The organism is Streptomyces echinoruber (assembly GCF_014651135.1).
GTDB lineage: Bacteria > Actinomycetota > Actinomycetes > Streptomycetales > Streptomycetaceae > Streptomyces > Streptomyces echinoruber.
In genome coordinates, this window is the sequence record NZ_BMWH01000010.1 from 44,342 (window position 1) to 60,464 (window position 16,123).

The 16,123-nt window shown below is 74.2% G+C and carries 13 protein-coding genes; 11 read left to right on the plus strand and 2 right to left on the minus strand.

Annotated features, from left to right (window positions below):
- The first annotated feature begins 16 nt into the window (after window positions 1–16).
- From IE225_RS14260 to IE225_RS14275, 4 genes are all read left to right on the plus strand, one after another.
- Complete coding sequence (locus IE225_RS14260; RefSeq protein ID WP_190057858.1) at window positions 17–421, plus strand: pyrophosphohydrolase domain-containing protein; 405 nt, start codon at window positions 17–19, stop codon at window positions 419–421.
- A gap of 223 nt (window positions 422–644) precedes the next feature.
- Window positions 645–2,177, plus strand: coding sequence for a tRNA (N6-isopentenyl adenosine(37)-C2)-methylthiotransferase MiaB (gene miaB / locus IE225_RS14265; RefSeq protein WP_190057859.1), 1,533 nt, complete (start codon window positions 645–647; stop codon window positions 2,175–2,177).
- 29 nt (window positions 2,178–2,206) lie between these two features.
- Window positions 2,207–2,473: a hypothetical protein gene (locus IE225_RS14270; protein ID WP_190057860.1), complete on the plus strand. Its 267-nt coding sequence runs from the start codon at window positions 2,207–2,209 to the stop codon at window positions 2,471–2,473.
- Between the two features lie 136 nt (window positions 2,474–2,609).
- The gene (locus IE225_RS14275) at window positions 2,610–3,344 is read left to right on the plus strand and encodes a class III extradiol dioxygenase subunit B-like domain-containing protein (protein ID WP_190057861.1); all 735 of its coding nucleotides are present in this window, start codon (window positions 2,610–2,612) and stop codon (window positions 3,342–3,344) included.
- 169 nt (window positions 3,345–3,513) lie between these two features.
- On the opposite strand, the gene IE225_RS14280 is transcribed toward IE225_RS14275, so the two are convergent.
- Entirely contained in the window at window positions 3,514–3,906 is a 393-nt protein-coding gene (locus IE225_RS14280) for an antitoxin (RefSeq protein WP_190057862.1), read from the minus strand.
- Window positions 3,907–4,062: 156 nt separating this feature from the next.
- On the opposite strand from IE225_RS14280, the gene miaA reads away from it, so the two are divergent.
- The 6 genes from miaA to hflX all read left to right on the plus strand — a co-directional run bounded on the left by miaA (window position 4,063) and on the right by hflX (window position 12,829).
- The gene (gene miaA, locus IE225_RS14285; RefSeq protein WP_190057863.1) at window positions 4,063–5,004 is read left to right on the plus strand and encodes a tRNA (adenosine(37)-N6)-dimethylallyltransferase MiaA; all 942 of its coding nucleotides are present in this window, start codon (window positions 4,063–4,065) and stop codon (window positions 5,002–5,004) included.
- 106 nt (window positions 5,005–5,110) lie between these two features.
- Window positions 5,111–5,644: a hypothetical protein gene (locus tag IE225_RS14290; protein ID WP_190057965.1), complete on the plus strand. Its 534-nt coding sequence runs from the start codon at window positions 5,111–5,113 to the stop codon at window positions 5,642–5,644.
- Window positions 5,645–5,734: 90 nt separating this feature from the next.
- Window positions 5,735–6,607, plus strand: a complete 873-nt coding sequence (gene dapF / locus IE225_RS14295) for a diaminopimelate epimerase (protein WP_190057864.1) — start codon at window positions 5,735–5,737, stop codon at window positions 6,605–6,607.
- A 313-nt stretch (window positions 6,608–6,920) separates the two neighbouring features.
- Window positions 6,921–9,110 (plus strand): RelA/SpoT family protein, encoded by a 2,190-nt coding sequence (locus IE225_RS14300; protein ID WP_190057865.1) that lies wholly within the window; start codon window positions 6,921–6,923, stop codon window positions 9,108–9,110.
- 223 nt (window positions 9,111–9,333) lie between these two features.
- Complete coding sequence (locus IE225_RS14305) at window positions 9,334–11,031, plus strand: M1 family metallopeptidase (protein ID WP_190057866.1); 1,698 nt, start codon at window positions 9,334–9,336, stop codon at window positions 11,029–11,031.
- A gap of 295 nt (window positions 11,032–11,326) precedes the next feature.
- Entirely contained in the window at window positions 11,327–12,829 is a 1,503-nt protein-coding gene (gene hflX, locus IE225_RS14310) for a GTPase HflX (RefSeq protein WP_190057867.1), read from the plus strand.
- Window positions 12,830–13,065: 236 nt separating this feature from the next.
- On the opposite strand, the gene IE225_RS14315 is transcribed toward hflX, so the two are convergent.
- Window positions 13,066–14,310, minus strand: a complete 1,245-nt coding sequence (locus IE225_RS14315) for a trypsin-like serine peptidase (protein ID WP_190057868.1) — start codon at window positions 14,308–14,310, stop codon at window positions 13,066–13,068.
- 319 nt (window positions 14,311–14,629) lie between these two features.
- Between IE225_RS14315 and IE225_RS14320 the strand changes: the two genes are divergently transcribed.
- Entirely contained in the window at window positions 14,630–16,063 is a 1,434-nt protein-coding gene (locus IE225_RS14320) for a diaminobutyrate--2-oxoglutarate transaminase family protein (RefSeq protein WP_373303187.1), read from the plus strand.
- The last annotated feature ends 60 nt before the right edge of the window (window positions 16,064–16,123 follow it).

Genomic DNA, 16,123 nt, shown 5'->3' on the forward strand with positions numbered 1-16,123 from the left:
GCTACAGTCGGGGGCCATGAGTTCCTCGCCTGCCCGCCTGGTCCGCGAGTTCCACCGCGCCTTCGGCCTCGACGTCCGCGACACCCCCACCGAGGTCGCGCCGGAACTCGCCGCGCACCGCGGGGACCTCCTCGCCGAGGAGGCGGCGGAGGCCGTGGAGGTCTCGGTCGCCGGCCCGCTGGACCGCCTCGCGCACGAACTCGCCGACGTCGTCTACGTCGCCTACGGCACCGCCCTCGTCCACGGCATCGACCTCGACGAGGTCATAGCCGAGATCCACCGCTCCAACATGACCAAGCTGGGTCCCGACGGCCGCGTCGCCCGCCGCGCCGACGGCAAGGTCCTCAAGGGCGAGCACTACCGGGCGCCGGACGTGGCGGCGGTGCTGCGGCGGCAGGGCTGGAGGACGGGCGGGGAGTGACGCGCGGGCCCGGGGCCGTTCCCGGTTCCGACGGGGCCCGACGGGGTTTGTGTTCCAGAAACGCACGGCGGTCCAGGAACACACGGTGGTTCTGGGAACGCGCGGCGGTTCTGGAAACATACGGCATCGGCCCCGACGGCCCCGGGCGGCGGTCGGCGGTGGGACCGCCGGCCCGATCCCGAACCGGGGCAGGGGGCCGCGGGGGACCGCCTACCCTTGTGTCATGACCAGCAGCAGCGACCGGAGCCCGGCAGTGGACGTTCACAGCACCAGGACGTACGAGATCCGCACCTACGGGTGCCAGATGAACGTCCACGACTCCGAACGGCTCGCCGGACTGCTGGAGGAGGCGGGCTACGTGCGGGCCCCCGAGGGCACCGGCGAGGGCGAGGCCGACGTCGTCGTCTTCAACACCTGCGCGGTGCGCGAGAACGCCGACAACCGTCTCTACGGCAACCTCGGCCGCCTCGCCCCGAAGAAGGCCCGGCGGCCCGGCATGCAGATCGCGGTCGGCGGCTGCCTGGCGCAGAAGGACCGCGACACCATCGTCAAGAAGGCGCCGTGGGTGGACGTCGTCTTCGGCACGCACAACATCGGCAAGCTGCCCGTCCTGCTGGAGCGCGCCCGCGTGCAGCAGGAGGCGCAGGTCGAGATCGCCGAGTCGCTGGAGACGTTCCCCTCCACGCTGCCGACCCGGCGCGAGAGCGCCTACGCGGCCTGGGTGTCCATCTCCGTCGGCTGCAACAACACCTGCACCTTCTGCATCGTCCCCGCGCTGCGCGGCAAGGAGAAGGACCGGCGGCCCGGCGACATCCTCGCCGAGATCGAGGCCCTCGTCGCCGAGGGCGTCAGCGAGATCACGCTGCTCGGGCAGAACGTCAACGCCTACGGCTCCGACATCGGCGACCGCGAGGCCTTCAGCAAGCTGCTGCGCGCCTGCGGGAGGATCGAGGGCCTGGAGCGCGTCCGCTTCACCTCCCCGCACCCGCGCGACTTCACCGACGACGTCATTGCCGCCATGGCCGAGACGCCCAACGTCATGCCGCAACTGCACATGCCGCTGCAGTCCGGCTCGGACACGGTCCTGAAGGCGATGCGCCGCTCCTACCGCCAGGAGCGCTACCTCGGCATCATCCGCAAGGTGCGCGAGGCCATCCCCGACGCGGCCATCACCACCGACATCATCGTGGGCTTCCCCGGCGAGACCGAGGCGGACTTCGAGCAGACCCTGCACGTGGTGCGCGAGGCCCGGTTCGCGCAGGCCTTCACCTTCCAGTACTCCAAGCGGCCCGGCACCCCGGCCGCCGAGATGGACGGCCAGGTCCCCAAGGAGGTCGTGCAGCAGCGCTACGAGCGGCTCGTCGCCCTCCAGGAGGAGATCTCCTGGGAGGAGAACAAGAAGCAGGTCGGCCGCACCCTGGAGCTGATGGTCGCCGAGGGCGAGGGCCGCAAGGACGACGCCACCCGCCGCCTGTCCGGCCGCGCCCCCGACAACCGCCTCGTCCACTTCACCCGCCCCGAGGAGCCGGTGCGTCCCGGCGACGTCGTCACCGTCCGGGTGACGTACGCCGCGCCGCACCACCTGCTCGCCGAGGGCCCGGTGCTGAACGTGCGCCGCACGCGCGCGGGCGACGCGTGGGAGCGGCGCAACGCCCAGGAGCAGCAGAAGAAGCAGGGCGTCATGCTCGGCCTGCCCAAGGTCGGCGTCCCCGAGCCGCTGCCGGTCGCCACGGGCGGCGGCTGCGGCTGCGACTGAGCAGGGCCGCCGGCGGAAGGGAGTGCCTCATGCCGTACAGCGTGGAGTTCACCGAGCGCGCGGCGCGCGTCCGGGACAGTCTTCCCGCCGAGCGCCGCGAGGTGCTGGAGCGCGGGCTGGCGATCCTGCTCGCCGACCCGCGGCACAAGTTCTCGCACCCGGTCGGGGACGACGAGTCGACCCGCGAGGTCGCGCTGTCGCGCAACCTGTTCGTCGAGTACGTCATCAGCGACGGCAAGCTCGTGGTGCTCGTCCTGACGGTCCTCGACCTGACGGACGTGCTGATCGAGGACTGAGCCGGCCCGCCCGACGGACCGCCCTGCCGCGGGATCCACGCGGGCGGGCCCCTGCCGTCGGGCCGTCGGGCCGTCGGTCCTCCCGCCGTACGGGCTGCCCGGCGGCCCGGCCCTGCGCCGGGTTACCCTGCCGATCATGCTCGTCGCCGCCGCAGTCTGCCCCTGCCCGCCCCTGCTCGTGCCGGAGGTCGCCGCGGGAGCGGCCCCCGAACTCGACGCCGCGCGTGCCGCCTGCCTGGACGCCCTCGGTGTCCTCGCCGCCGCGCGGCCCGACCGGGTGGTCGCCGTCGGCCCCAGCGATCCCGCGGGCCCCGGCGAGGACGCGCCCGCCTCCTACCCGGAGGGCGCGGGCGGTTCTTTCCGCGGCTTCGGCGTGGACCTGGACGTACGGCTCGGGCACGCGCCCGGGCGGGAGACGGCTCCCGGGCCCGAACTGCCGCCGTCCCTCGCCGTCGCCGCCTGGCTGCTGCGGCGCGCCCACTGGACGCACGCCCCCGTCCAAGGGCTCGGCGTGCCGCGGTCCCTGCCCGCCGAGCGGTGCCTGGCCGCCGGCCGCGACCTCGCCGCACGGCCCGGACGGACGGCCCTGCTGGTCATGGGGGACGGCACCGCCTGCCGAAGCGTCAAGGCGCCGGGCTATCTCGACGAGCGGGCGGCCCCCTTCGACACGGCGATCGCCCGCGCCCTCGGCGCCGCCGACACCGCGGCCCTCGCGGCCCTGGACACGGCCCTGGCGGCCGAGCTCAAGGCAGCCGGCCGCGCCTCCTGGCAGGTACTGGCGGGCGCGGCCGAGGACACCGGCCTGAACGGCGCTCTGCTGTACGAGGACGCGCCCTACGGGGTGGGGTACTTCGTGGCCGTCTGGTCCTGAGCCGGACGAGTCGGCAGCGCCGGTCGTGTGCACGCGCGTGCACACGACCGGCGCTGCACGAGTGTGCGCGCGGGCCGCGGCGGCAGGGCCCGGCGGCGTGCAGAGCCGGACCGGGACGTCTGGGACGTCCGGGGCCGTCCGGGTGCCGAGCCCTTTGGCGCCCGGCGCCTCACGACGTCGGCGGAGGCGGCTCCGACGACGACGTGGGCGTGTCCGGAGAAGACGGGGGTGTGTCCGGAGAGGACGTGGGCGGGGCCGTCCCCGGCGGCGGCGCGGCCGCGGGACCGCCGCCCGGCGCCTCCCTGGTGCCTGCGGGACCGCCGCCCGGCGCCCCCGTGGTGTCCGCGGGGCCGCTCTTGTGCGCCAGCCGGTCCATGGCCTGCTTCGCCTTCCCCGTGCCCGCCTGGATCCGCCGGCTGTACTTGCCCTTGGTCTTCTCGTCGACGAGCTTCGCGGCCCGGTCCAGACCGTGCTCGATCTTGCCCCCGTGCCGCTGCGCAAGATCCGAGACCTTGTCCCTGGCGGGACCCATCCTGGCCTTCACGTTGTCCAACAGGCGCATGGTCCACCTTCCCTCGCAGGCCCCCGTGGGCATTCGCGCAAAAGCGCCCATATCACCTCACTACGGTACTCGTGCACGGGGGCGGCCCGCACGGGATCGGCCGTCGGCCTGCCGAGCGGTTCGGGGCACGGCAGGCGCATTTGCGAGACTGGTGCCGTGAGCAGCAGCGCATCCGCCACCCCCCGCGTCATCGCCGTCGTAGGCCCCACCGCGGCCGGAAAGTCCGACCTGGGCGTCTTCCTGGCCCAGCAACTCGGCGGAGAGGTCATCAACGCCGACTCGATGCAGCTCTACCGGGGGATGGACATCGGCACCGCCAAGCTCACGCCGCAGGAGCGGGGCGGGGTGCCGCACCACCTGCTCGACGTGTGGGACGTGACGGTCACCGCGTCCGTCGCCGAGTACCAGCGCATGGCCCGGCGGAAGATCGACGAGCTGCTCGCCGCCGGGCGCTGGCCGATCCTGGTCGGCGGCTCCGGCCTGTACGTGCGCGGCGCCGTGGACAACCTGGAGTTCCCCGGCACCGACCCCGAGGTGCGGGCCCGGCTGGAGGAGGAGCTCGCCCTGCGGGGACCGGGCGCGCTGCACGCCCGCCTGGCCGCCGTCGACCCGCAGGCCGCGCGCGCGATCCTGCCCAGCAACGGCCGCCGCATCGTGCGCGCCCTGGAGGTCGTCGAGATCACCGGCAAGCCGTTCACCGCCAACCTCCCCGGGCACGACGCCGTCTACGACACCCTGCAGATCGGCGTCGACGTCGCCCGCCCCGAGCTCGACGAGCGCATCGCCCGCCGGGTGGACCGGATGTGGGAGGCGGGGCTGGTGGAGGAGGTGCGCGCCCTGGAGGCGCAGGGGCTGCGCGAGGGACGTACGGCGTCGCGCGCGCTCGGCTACCAGCAGGTGCTCGCGGCGCTCGCCGGGGAGTGCACGCTGGAGGAGGCGCGCGCGGAGACGATCCGCGCCACCAAGCGCTTCGCGCGCCGCCAGGACGCGTGGTTCAGACGCGACCCGCGGGTGCACTGGCTCAGTGGGGCCGCGACCGACCTCGCGGAACTCCCGCGGCTCGCGTTGTCGTTGGTCGAACGACCGGTTACAGCCTGATCACGTCATGGCATCGGGACGCCCAGGCCGCCATTCCGGCCTCCGCCGCCGTGCCATCATCGAGCTTCGATCGACCAGTGGAGTCCAGTTGGGAGGGCGCGTGGCGATGGAGGCCGGCCCTCGCGACACCGCACACGGCACCGACACCGCGCACGGCAGCGACCGCGTCGTCGCCGAGCGCGGGGGCGAGGACGGGGACCGGGGCCGACTGAGCCCGGACGGCCCCGAGCAGACACCGGACGGCGTCACCGCCGACGGTCCGGAGCCCGAGGGCCTGTTCCCCGGGCCCGAGGTTCCCGGGCCCGAGGTCGAGGTGGAGCTGCGCCCGCAGCGTCGGCTGCGCCTGTGGCAGCTCGCCCCCATCGTCGGGCTGGCCGCGGTCGGCTCCCTGATGTTCGCCTTCCCGCTCGCCTTCGACTTCGGCGACAGCGGCGCCGTGATCGCCATGCTCGGCCTGCTGATCTGCTCCTGCGCGGCCGGCTGGGGCATGATGGCCGCCCGCCGCGTCGGCTACACCTGGCCCGGCCTGCCCCCGCGCGGCTCCGGGCGCCGCCCCGACTGGCGGGTGGTCCTCGCCTACGCCCTGGCGGTCGCCGCGGTCGTCGTGCTGGCCGTGTGGCGGGTCGCCCGCCTGCGCTGACGGCCGGCCGCGTGCGCGGGGGCCGGACGGGCCGTCGTACGGGGCGGGGCGCGACAGCCCGTACGATCCGACAGCCCGTACGATCGAGGAATGAGCACGCGGATCGCCTTCCTCAAGGGGCACGGCACGCAGAACGACTTCGTGATCGTCCCGGACCCCGAGAACGCCCTCGACCTGACCCCGGCCGCCGTCGCCGCCCTGTGCGACCGCCGCGCCGGCCTCGGCGGGGACGGTCTGCTGCACGTCGTGCGCTCCGCCGCCCACCCCGAGGCACGGCACATGGCGGGCGAGGCCGAGTGGTTCATGGACTACCGCAACGGCGACGGCTCGGTCGCCGAGATGTGCGGCAACGGCGTGCGCGTCTTCGCGCGCTACCTGCAGCGCGCCGGACACGCCGCCGAGGGCGACCTGGCGGTGGCCACCCGCGGCGGCGTCAAGAGCGTGCACATCGCCAAGGACGGCGACATCACCGTCGGCATGGGCCGGGCGCGCCTGCCCGAGGGCGAGGTCACGGTCACCGTCGGCGAACGCAGCTGGCCCGCGCGCAACGTCAACATGGGCAATCCGCACGCGGTCGCCTTCGTCGACGACCTCGCGCACGCCGGCGACCTGCTCTCCCCGCCGTCCGTCAGCCCGGCCGCCGCCTACCCGGACGGGGTGAACGTCGAGTTCGTCGTCGACCGCGGTCCTGGGCACGTGGCGCTGCGCGTGCACGAGCGCGGCGCCGGCGAGACCCGCTCCTGCGGCACCGGCGCGTGCGCCGTCGCCGTGGCCGCCGCCCGCCGTGACGGCCTCGACCCCGCCGTCACCGGCCTCCCGGCGACGTACACCGTGGACGTGCCCGGCGGCCGGCTGGTGATCACCGAGCGCCCCGACGGCGCGATCGAGATGACCGGCCCCGCGGTGATCGTCGCCGAGGGCGAGATCGACACCGAGTGGCTGCGCACGGCCGCCGCCGGCTGAGCAGCCCACGGGGCCGAGGCCGAGGCCGGGACCGCGATATCGGCGCCGCGGCGCGGAAGCCGGGCCACCGGTTCCCACGGCGGCGCACCCGCCGGCCCGTCCCGAACCCGCTGTCGCACACCGCACGGACGTAAACCCCCAAATCGTCGCTCGAATGGGTGATCCGTTTCACGCTCGGCGGGAGGCGGCCGGACGCGCGTGGTGGGCTCGATAGCATCAAGCACCGGCCCGGACGGGGGAATCCGTCGCCATCCCCTGAGCCGCGTACGCCCCGGGGCGCCCCGTCCGCCGGTCCACGCAGCCGGAGGTGCCCTTGAGTGCGGATGCGACGAACCCTGCGACCCCAGGCCCGGTAGTGCCCGCGGCGCCCCGCAGGAAGGGCCGCCCCCGGATCGACCTGCGCCGCCTGGGCCGGGCCGCCCTGCTCGGGCCCGCCGCCCGCGACCGGCTGCCCGACGCCATCGGCCACGTCGTCGAGGCGCACCGCGCCCACCACCCCGACGCCGATCTCGAACCCCTGCGCCGCGCCTACCTGCTCGCCGAGTCCTCGCACCGCGGCCAGATGCGCAAGAGCGGCGAGCCCTACATCACCCATCCGCTCGCCGTTACCCTGATCCTCGCCGAACTCGGCGCGGAGACCACGACGTTGACCGCCTCCCTGCTCCACGACACCGTTGAGGACACCGATGTGACGCTGGATCAGGTCGGGGCGGAGTTCGGTGAGGAGGTGCGCTACCTCGTCGACGGCGTCACGAAGCTGGAGAAGGTCGACTACGGCGCCGCCGCCGAGCCCGAGACCTTCCGCAAGATGCTCCTCGCCACCGGCAACGACGTCCGCGTGATGTCGATCAAACTCGCCGACCGGCTGCACAACATGCGCACCCTCGGCGTGATGCGCCGGGAGAAACAGGTCCGCATCGCCCAGGTCACCCGCGACGTCCTCATCCCGCTCGCCGAACGCCTCGGCGTGCAGGTCCTCAAGACCGAACTGGAGGACCTGGTCTTCGCGGTGCTGCACCCCGAGGAGTACGAGCGCACCCGGGAGCTGATCGCCGAGAACGCCGCCCGCCCCGACGACCCGCTCGCCGCCACCGCCGACCGCGTGCGCGCCGTGCTGCGCGAGGCCGGCATCGCCGCCGAAGTCCTCATCCGGCCGCGGCACTTCCTCTCCGTGCACCGCGTCTCCCGCAAACGCGGACGGCTGCGCGGCACCGACTTCGGCCGCCTGCTGGTGCTGGTGGCCGAGGACGCCGACTGCTATGCCGTCCTCGGCGAACTGCACACCTGCCTGACGCCCGTCGTCTCGGAGTTCAAGGACTTCATCGCCACCCCCAAGTTCAACCTGTACCAGTCGCTGCACACCGCCGTCGTCCTCCCCGCCGAGGAGACCGACGACCGCGCGGGAGACTCCCCGGACCGCCAGATCGTCGAAGTCCTCATCCGCACCCACCAGATGCACAAGGTCGCCGAGGCCGGCGTCATCGCGCTCGGCAACCCCTACGCGGCCCCCGCGGAGGAGCAGAACGCCGCCGACGGCGAACGCACCGACCCCACCCGGCCCGGCTGGCTCAACCGGCTGCTGAAGTGGCAGGAGGCCGCGCCCGACACCGACACCTTCTGGTCCTCCCTCCGGGAGGACCTCGCCCAGGACCGTGAGATCACCGTCTTCCGGCGCGACGGCGGCACCCTGACCCTGCCTGAGGGCGCCACCTGCGTCGACGCCGCCTACGCGCAGTACGGCGAGGACGCGCACGCCTGCCTGGGCGCCCGCGTCAACGGCCGCCTCGTCACGCTCGGCATGGTCCTGAGGGACGGCGACACCGTCCAGCTCCTCATGGGGCAGGACGCGGCTTCCGCGCCCTCCCGCGAGTGGCTGGAGCACGCCCACACCCCCGCCGCCCGCCTCGCCATCCAGCGCTGGCTGGCCGCGCACCCCGCGCCCGAGGAGACCGACCGGACCCCCGGCACACTCCCGTCGCCGCCCCTCTTCCGGCCCACCGCCGTGAACCCCGCCCGGCGTCCCGCCCCGCCCGAGGGGGAGTCCCCCGCCCGCGCCAACGCCGTCACCGACCTGCCCGGCGCGGCCGTACGGCTCGCCGGCTGCTGTACGCCCGTACCGCCCGACGAGGTCACCGGGTTCGCGGTGCGCGGGGGAGCGGTCACCGTGCACCGCGTCGAGTGCGCCGCGGTGGCGCGCATGAAGAGCGCCGGGCGCGCGGAGGTCGGCGTGCGCTGGGGCGACACCACCGAGTGCCGGGTCACGCTCGTCGCCGAGTCGTTCGGCCGCCCCCACCTGCTCGCCGACCTCACCGAGGCCATCGCCCTGCAGGGCATTTCCATCGTCTCCGCCACCGTCGCCCCGCCCGCCCAGCAGCGCGTCCGCCACACCTACACCCTCCAGCTCCCCGACGCCGCCCGCCTGCCCGCCGTGATGCGCGCCATGCGCGAGGTGCCGGGCGTGTACGACGTGCGGCGGGCGCAGGCGCGCGCGGCAGACGCCTGAGGCACACGGCGGCGCGGGGCGCGCGGTAGGCACCTGAGGCATAAGGCGGCGTGGGGCGCGCAGTCGGCGCGTGCCGGGCATCCGAGCGCTCCGGGCACTCCGGGCGCCCGAGGGGGCGCGCACACCGGACGCACGTGCCACCGGCGGCTTCCGAAGGCCCCGTTCGAGTGGCCCGGGCGCGCGCCGCCGTCGAAGGGCGGGCGGGCGCTGATAGCGGTGGGGCATGCCGCTCAGCTCCCGTCACCTCCCGCTCGGGCTTCTCCGGTTCCGGACGGTGGCCTCCCGCCCGTCCCGTATCTCCAGCCCGCCCCCTCCCGCTCACCGGTCCCGCAGCTCCCACCTGACCCACCTGCCCCGTCGCGCCAAGGCCGCGCTGCTCGCCTCGGCCGTCTCCGTGTGCCTCGTCGCCGCCGGCACGCCCCCGGCCCCGCTCGGCGTGGGCGACCGCCTCTACCCGCAGCTCGGCAACCCCGGCTACGACGTGACGGCGTACGACCTGTCCCTCACCTACACCGGCCGCAACACCGAGCCGCTCGCGGCCGTGACCACCGTCGACGCCCGGACGACCGAGCCGCTGGAGCACCTCAACCTCGACTTCGCGCACGGCACCGTCAAGTCCGTCGAGGTCGACGGGCGGCCCGCCGCGTTCGCCGGCGCCGGCGAGGACCTGGTCGTCACCCCGGACACCCCGCTGCCCGCGGGCAGCCGGACGCGGATCACCGTCCGGCACACCAGCGACCCGGTGCCCGCGCGCGGCCGGGACGGCGGCTGGGTGCGCACCAGGGACGGCCTCGCCATGGCCAACCAGGCCGACGCCGCCCACCTGGTGTTCCCCTGCAACGACCACCCTTCCGACAAGGCGCTGTTCACCGTCCACGTCACCGCGCCCGACGGCTACACCGCCGTCGCGAACGGACTGCCGGCCGGTGCCTCCCGGACCGGCGGGCGCACCACGTGGACGTACCGCACCCGCCACCCCATGGCCACCGAACTGCTGCAGGTGGCCGTCGGCCGCTCGGCCGTGGTGCACCGCGCCGGCCCGCACGGACTGCCGCTGCGCGACGTCGTGCCCACCGCCGACCGCCGGCGCCTCGAACCCTGGCTCGCGCGCACGCCCGGCCAGATCGCCTGGCTGGAGAGCAAGGTCGGGCCCTTCCCGTTCGAGACGTACGGCCTGCTCGTGGCCGACGCCGACACCGGCTTCGAACTCGAGACACAGACCCTCTCCCTGTTCGAGAAGGGCCTGTTCACCAAGCCCGGCCACCCCGGCTGGTACATCGAGTCGATCATGGTGCACGAGCTGTCCCACCAGTGGTTCGGCGACAGCGTCAGCCCCCGCACCTGGTCCGACCTGTGGCTCAACGAGGGACACGCCACCTGGTACGAGGCCCGCTACGCCGAGGAGAAGGCGCACCAGCCGATGGAGGCCCGCATGAAGGCCGCCTACGGCGCCTCCGACCGCTGGCGCGCCTCCGGCGGCCCGCCCGCCGCGCCCAAACCCCCGGTGCCCGGCCAGAAGATCGGCATCTTCCGCCCCAACGTCTACGACGGTGCCGCCCTCGTCCTGTACGCGCTGCGCCAGGAGATCGGCCGGGTCGCCTTCGAGCGCGTCGAGCGGGCCTGGGTCCGGCTGCACCGCGACGGCACCGCCGGCACGGACGACTTCGTCCGCCTCGCCTCCGAGATCTCCGGCCGCGACCTCGGCACGTTCTTCCAGGACTGGCTGTACGGCGCGAAGACCCCGCCGATGCCCGGCCACCCGGACTGGAAGCCGGCGCCCGCCGCCGCGAAGTCGGCCCCCGGGCCGTCGGTGGGGAAGGGGAAGAGGCACGCGGTGCAGGGCAGGGAGCAGGGTGCGACGCAGGGCAGGGAGCAGGGCGCGGCCCGGAGCGGGTCACCGCACGGCCGGCACGGGAAGTGACCGGTGCGGTCGTGACCGGCGCGGCAAGCGACCGGCCCCGGGAGGCCGTCGGCGCGAGAGAAGCGGCCGGCACGGAAATCCGGCACGGAAATAAGGCAGTGGAAAGGCAGTGGAGGGGACGGGGCGTCCCATGGGACCATCGTCGGGTTCGCACGGACGGGAAGCGGGAATCTCCCGGGGTACCCGTGCGTTGTGAACGGTGACGGACCAGCTCCACGGCTCCGCGGCCCCCGGGCCCGCGACCTGCGCGGCCGCTCCGTCGCCGCAGACGCATCCCCATCGACGTAAGGACCCAATGACCTCTTCCTCCTCCTCTTCCCAGGCCGCCGCTCGCGTCGCCGAGCGTCTGGCACGCGCCTATCCCGAAGGTCTTCGGGCCGATGCCCTGATGGAAGAGGACGTCGCCTGGAGCCACGAGATCGACGCGGAGCGTGACGGCGACCAGTTCGACCGCTTCGAACGCGCGGCGCTGCGCCGTGTGGCCGGCCTCTCCACCGAGCTCGAGGACGTCACCGAGGTCGAGTACCGGCAGCTCCGTCTGGAGCGGGTCGTGCTCGTCGGCGTCTGGACCTCGGGGACCGTGCAGGACGCGGAGAACTCCCTCGCGGAGCTCGCCGCCCTCGCCGAGACCGCGGGCGCGGTCGTCCTCGACGGCGTCATCCAGCGCCGTGACACGCCTGACGCGGCGACGTACATCGGCTCCGGCAAGGCCGAGGAGCTGCGGGACATCGTCGTCGACACCGGCGCGGACACCGTCATCTGCGACGGTGAGCTCAGCCCCGCCCAGCTCATCCACCTCGAGGACGTCGTCAAGGTCAAGGTCATCGACCGGACGGCCCTGATCCTGGACATCTTCGCCCAGCACGCCAAGTCCCGCGAGGGCAAGGCGCAGGTCGCGCTCGCGCAGATGCAGTACATGCTGCCGCGGCTGCGCGGCTGGGGTCAGTCGCTGTCCCGGCAGATGGGTGGTGGCCGCGGCGGTCTCGCCACGCGCGGCCCCGGTGAGACCAAGATCGAGACGGACCGGCGCCGGATCCGCGAGAAGATGGCGAAGATGCGCCGGGAGATCGCGGAGATGAAGACCGGCCGCGAGATCAAGCGCCAGGAGCGGCGCCGCAACAGGGTGCCGTCGGTGGCCATCGCCGGCTACACCAACGCGGGCAAGTCCTCCCTGCTCAACCGCCTCACCGGCGCCGGCGTCCTGGTCGAGAACGCCCTGTTCGCGACCCTGGACCCGACCGTGCGCCGGGCCGAGACCCCGGGCGGGCGGCAGTACACGCTGACCGACACCGTCGGTTTCGTCCGGCACCTGCCGCACCACCTGGTCGAGGCGTTCCGCTCCACCATGGAGGAGGTCGGCGACGCCGACCTGATCCTGCACGTGGTGGACGGCTCGCACCCGAACCCGGAGGAGCAGCTGGCCGCCGTGCGCGAGGTGATCCGGGACGTCGGCGCCACCGACGTACCCGAGATCGTCGTGATCAACAAGGCGGACGCGGCCGACCCGCTGGCCCTGCAGCGGCTGCTGCGGATCGAGAAGCGCTCCATCGCCGTCTCGGCCCGCACCGGCCAGGGCATCAAGGAGCTGCTCGCGCTCATCGACAACGAGCTGCCCCGGCCCGCCCTGGAAGTCGAGGCGCTCGTGCCCTACACGCACGGCAAGCTGGTCGCCCGCGCCCACGACGAGGGCGAGGTGATCTCCGAGGAGCACACCCCGGAGGGCACCCTGCTCAAGGCCCGGGTGCACGAGGACCTCGCGGCGGACCTCGCGCCGTACGCCCCGGCTCCCGCGCTCTGACGCACCGCACGCGACAGCGCGACCGAAGGCTCCGTCCCCCGCACCCCGCGGGGGACGGAGCCTTCGCGCGTACGGCGGCCGGTGCGTCAGTGGCCGCCGTACGCGCGGCTCATGCGCCGGTGACTCACGTTCTTGTGGCTCGGATCCGGTGGTTCGAGTTCCCGTGGCTCGGGTTCCCGTGGTTCACGTTCCCGGCAGCGGCCGCGCCTCCGGGCCCGGCCCCGCCGCCGGTCGTGTCACTGCCCGGCGAACTTCTTGCTGACTGACAGGTACACGCCCTTGGCCACGGATCCCAGCCGCGGCCCCGCCAGCCAGCCCGACGTCACCGGGCCGATGGAGGTGTTGGAGATCAGCGCCGGCCTGCCGTCCGCGCCCGTCGCGATCCAGCCGCCGCCGGAGGCACCGCCGGTCATGGTGCAGCCGATGCGGTACATCGTCGGGTCGGCGGCGTCGATCGACAGCCGCCCCGGCCGGTCCTGGCACCGGTACAGCAACTGCCCGTCGTAGGGCGGCGCGGCCGGGTAGCCGTTCGCCGTCACGCTCGCCACCTTCGGCACCGCCGGCGCGTCGAAGTCCACCGGCAGCGCCCCGCCGACCGTCTCCTCCAGCGACTTGCCGGTGCCGCCCTTCTCCGGCGTGACGTGCAGGACCGCGAAGTCGTACGGCGCGCCCTGGCCGCCCGAGGAGGAGCCGTGCTCGATCCACTGCTCGGAGGTCTGCGCCCAGTCGCTCCACCACACCCCGTAGGGGGCCACCTCGTCCCGCGTGGCGTTCTGCAGCTGCTGGGCCGACTCGCCCCGGTTGTTGTACGACGGCACGAACGCGATGTTGCGGTACCAGCCGCCGGCACGGCCGGCGTGCACGCAGTGGCCCGCCGTCCACACCAGGTTGGACTTGCCGGGGTGCGCCGGGTCCTGCACGACTGTCGCCGAGCAGACCATGTGGCCCTCGGGCGAGTCGAAGAAGACCTTGCCGGCGGTGGCGGCGTTCGCGTGGTACGGCGGCGGCACGGCGCGCGCCCGCACCGGCGCCGGAGTCGGATCGGTGACGCCCTGGTCACCGGAGATGTCGTTGGTGTCGACGCCCTTGTCGGCGTCGTCGGCGCCGCGCATCCGGTCCGGGTCCCACAGGCCCTTGATGATCGGGTTGATGAACTCGTCGGCCTCGCGCAGCCAGTCGTCCCGGTCCCAGTTCTTCCAGGCGCCGTTCTTCCACTTGTCGATGTCGATCCCGTGCTCCCGCAGCTTCTGGCGGAGGTGCTCGGGAATCTTGATCTTGCCGTCGCCGGTGCCAGAGGCGGTCGCCGACGCCGACGCCCGGCTCTCCGCGTCCGTGCCGCCGGAGCCGCAGGCGGTGGCGGTCAGCGCCAGCGCGGCGGCGAGGGCGACGGCGGCCAGGGAGCCCGGGCGGCGCGCCCCGGGCGCGGTTTCCGCTCGGGCGGGCGCTCGGCGCGCTGGGCGGGACGGCCGTATGGGTCGCATGGTGTGACTCTCCTGGGGTGAACGAACGCTGTGGCACGGGCCGTTGACGATGCCGTCGACGGCGCTCCGAACGGCACCACACCCTATGCGGTCGCTGTGCGGGACCGCCGACGGAACGGCAACGGTTCCGTCACGGGAAGGATCTTGGAGCAACCCGTAACCCCGTGCGCGATGCGGGGTTGGTAGCGGTGAGGGTCCTGATGTCCGCTTGCGGCCCCGGCCGCCCGGCCCGGGAACCTCGCGCCATTTCATGCCACCTCGCACCATCTCGCATCACTTCGCACCCACTTGCCTTCGGACAGCGGAAGGACAGGCATCCGTGACCGTGACCGAGTCTGCGCCCGGGGAGTACGTGCCGTCAGCGGGGCGCACGGCGCACGCCGGGGGCGTGCAGGACGGCATCCTGCGGCGCCAGGCGGCACGCGAGTCGGCCGCGCGCACCTACGCGCGCTCCCTGCCGATCGTGCCGGTACGGGCACGCGGGCTCACCATCGAGGGCGCCGACGGCCGCCGCTACCTCGACTGCCTCTCCGGCGCCGGCGCCCTCGCCCTCGGCCACAACCACCCGGTCGTGCTGGCCGCGATCCGCAAGGTGCTCGACTCCGGCGCCCCGCTGCACGTCCTCGACCTCGCCACACCCGTCAAGGACGCCTTCGTCACCGAACTGTTCCGCACCCTGCCGCCCCGACTCGCCCGCCACGCGCGCGTGCAGTTCTGCGGGCCGGCCGGAACCGACGCCGTGGAGGCGGCGTTCACCCTGGTCCGCGCCGCGACCGGGCGGTCCGGCCTGGCCGCGTTCACCGGCGCCTACCACGGGATGACCACGGGCGCCCTCGCCGCCTCCGGGGGCGCCGCGGACGTACGCGTCACACGGCTGCCGTATCCCCAGGAGTACCGCTGCCCGTTCGGCGTCGGCGGCGAGCGGGGCGCCGAACTCGCCGCCCGCTGGGCCGAGTCCGTCCTCGACGACCCCAAGTCGGGGGTGCCGCTGCCCGCCGGGATGATCGTGGAACCCGTCCAGGGCGAGGGCGGGGTGATCCCCGCCCCCGACGCGTGGCTGCGGCGCCTGCGGGAGATCACCGCCGCCCGGGGCATCCCGCTCATCGCCGACGAGGTGCAGACCGGCGTCGGACGCACCGGTGCCTTCTGGGCGGTGGAGCACAGCGGCGTCACCCCCGACGTCATGGTGCTCTCCAAGGCCATCGGCGGCAGCCTGCCGCTGGCCGTCGTCGTCTACCGCGAGGAACTCGACGTGTGGCAGCCCGGCGCCCACGCGGGCACCTTCCGCGGCAACCAGCTCGCGATGGCCGCGGGCACCGCCACCCTCGCCTACGTCCGCGAACACCGCCTCGCCGAACGCGCGGCCGTGCTCGGCGAGCACCTGCTGGGCCGGCTCCGCGACTTCGCGCGCGCAGTGGACTGCGTCGGGGAGGTGCGCGGGCGGGGACTGATGATCGGCCTCGAGTTCGTGGACCCGGAGGGGGAGCCGGAGCGGGCGCCGGAGGCCGGCCCGGGGGACCCGGCCGCCCCCGGCGCCGGTCCCCGCCCGGCCGCCCCCGCCCTCGCCGCCGCCGTCCAACGGGAGTGCCTGCGGCGCGGCCTGATCGTCGAACTCGGCGGGCGCCACGCGAGCGTCGTACGGCTGCTGCCCCCGCTCACCCTCAGCGACGAACAGGCGGCGGCGGTGCTCGACCGGCTCACCGACGCCATCGAGGCGGTGGCGCGCGGCCACGGCGGTCACCGCGACGGGTGAGCCGGCCGGCCCGCCCCACGTCGTGGCCTTCGTACGGCACCTGGCCTTCGTACGGCACCG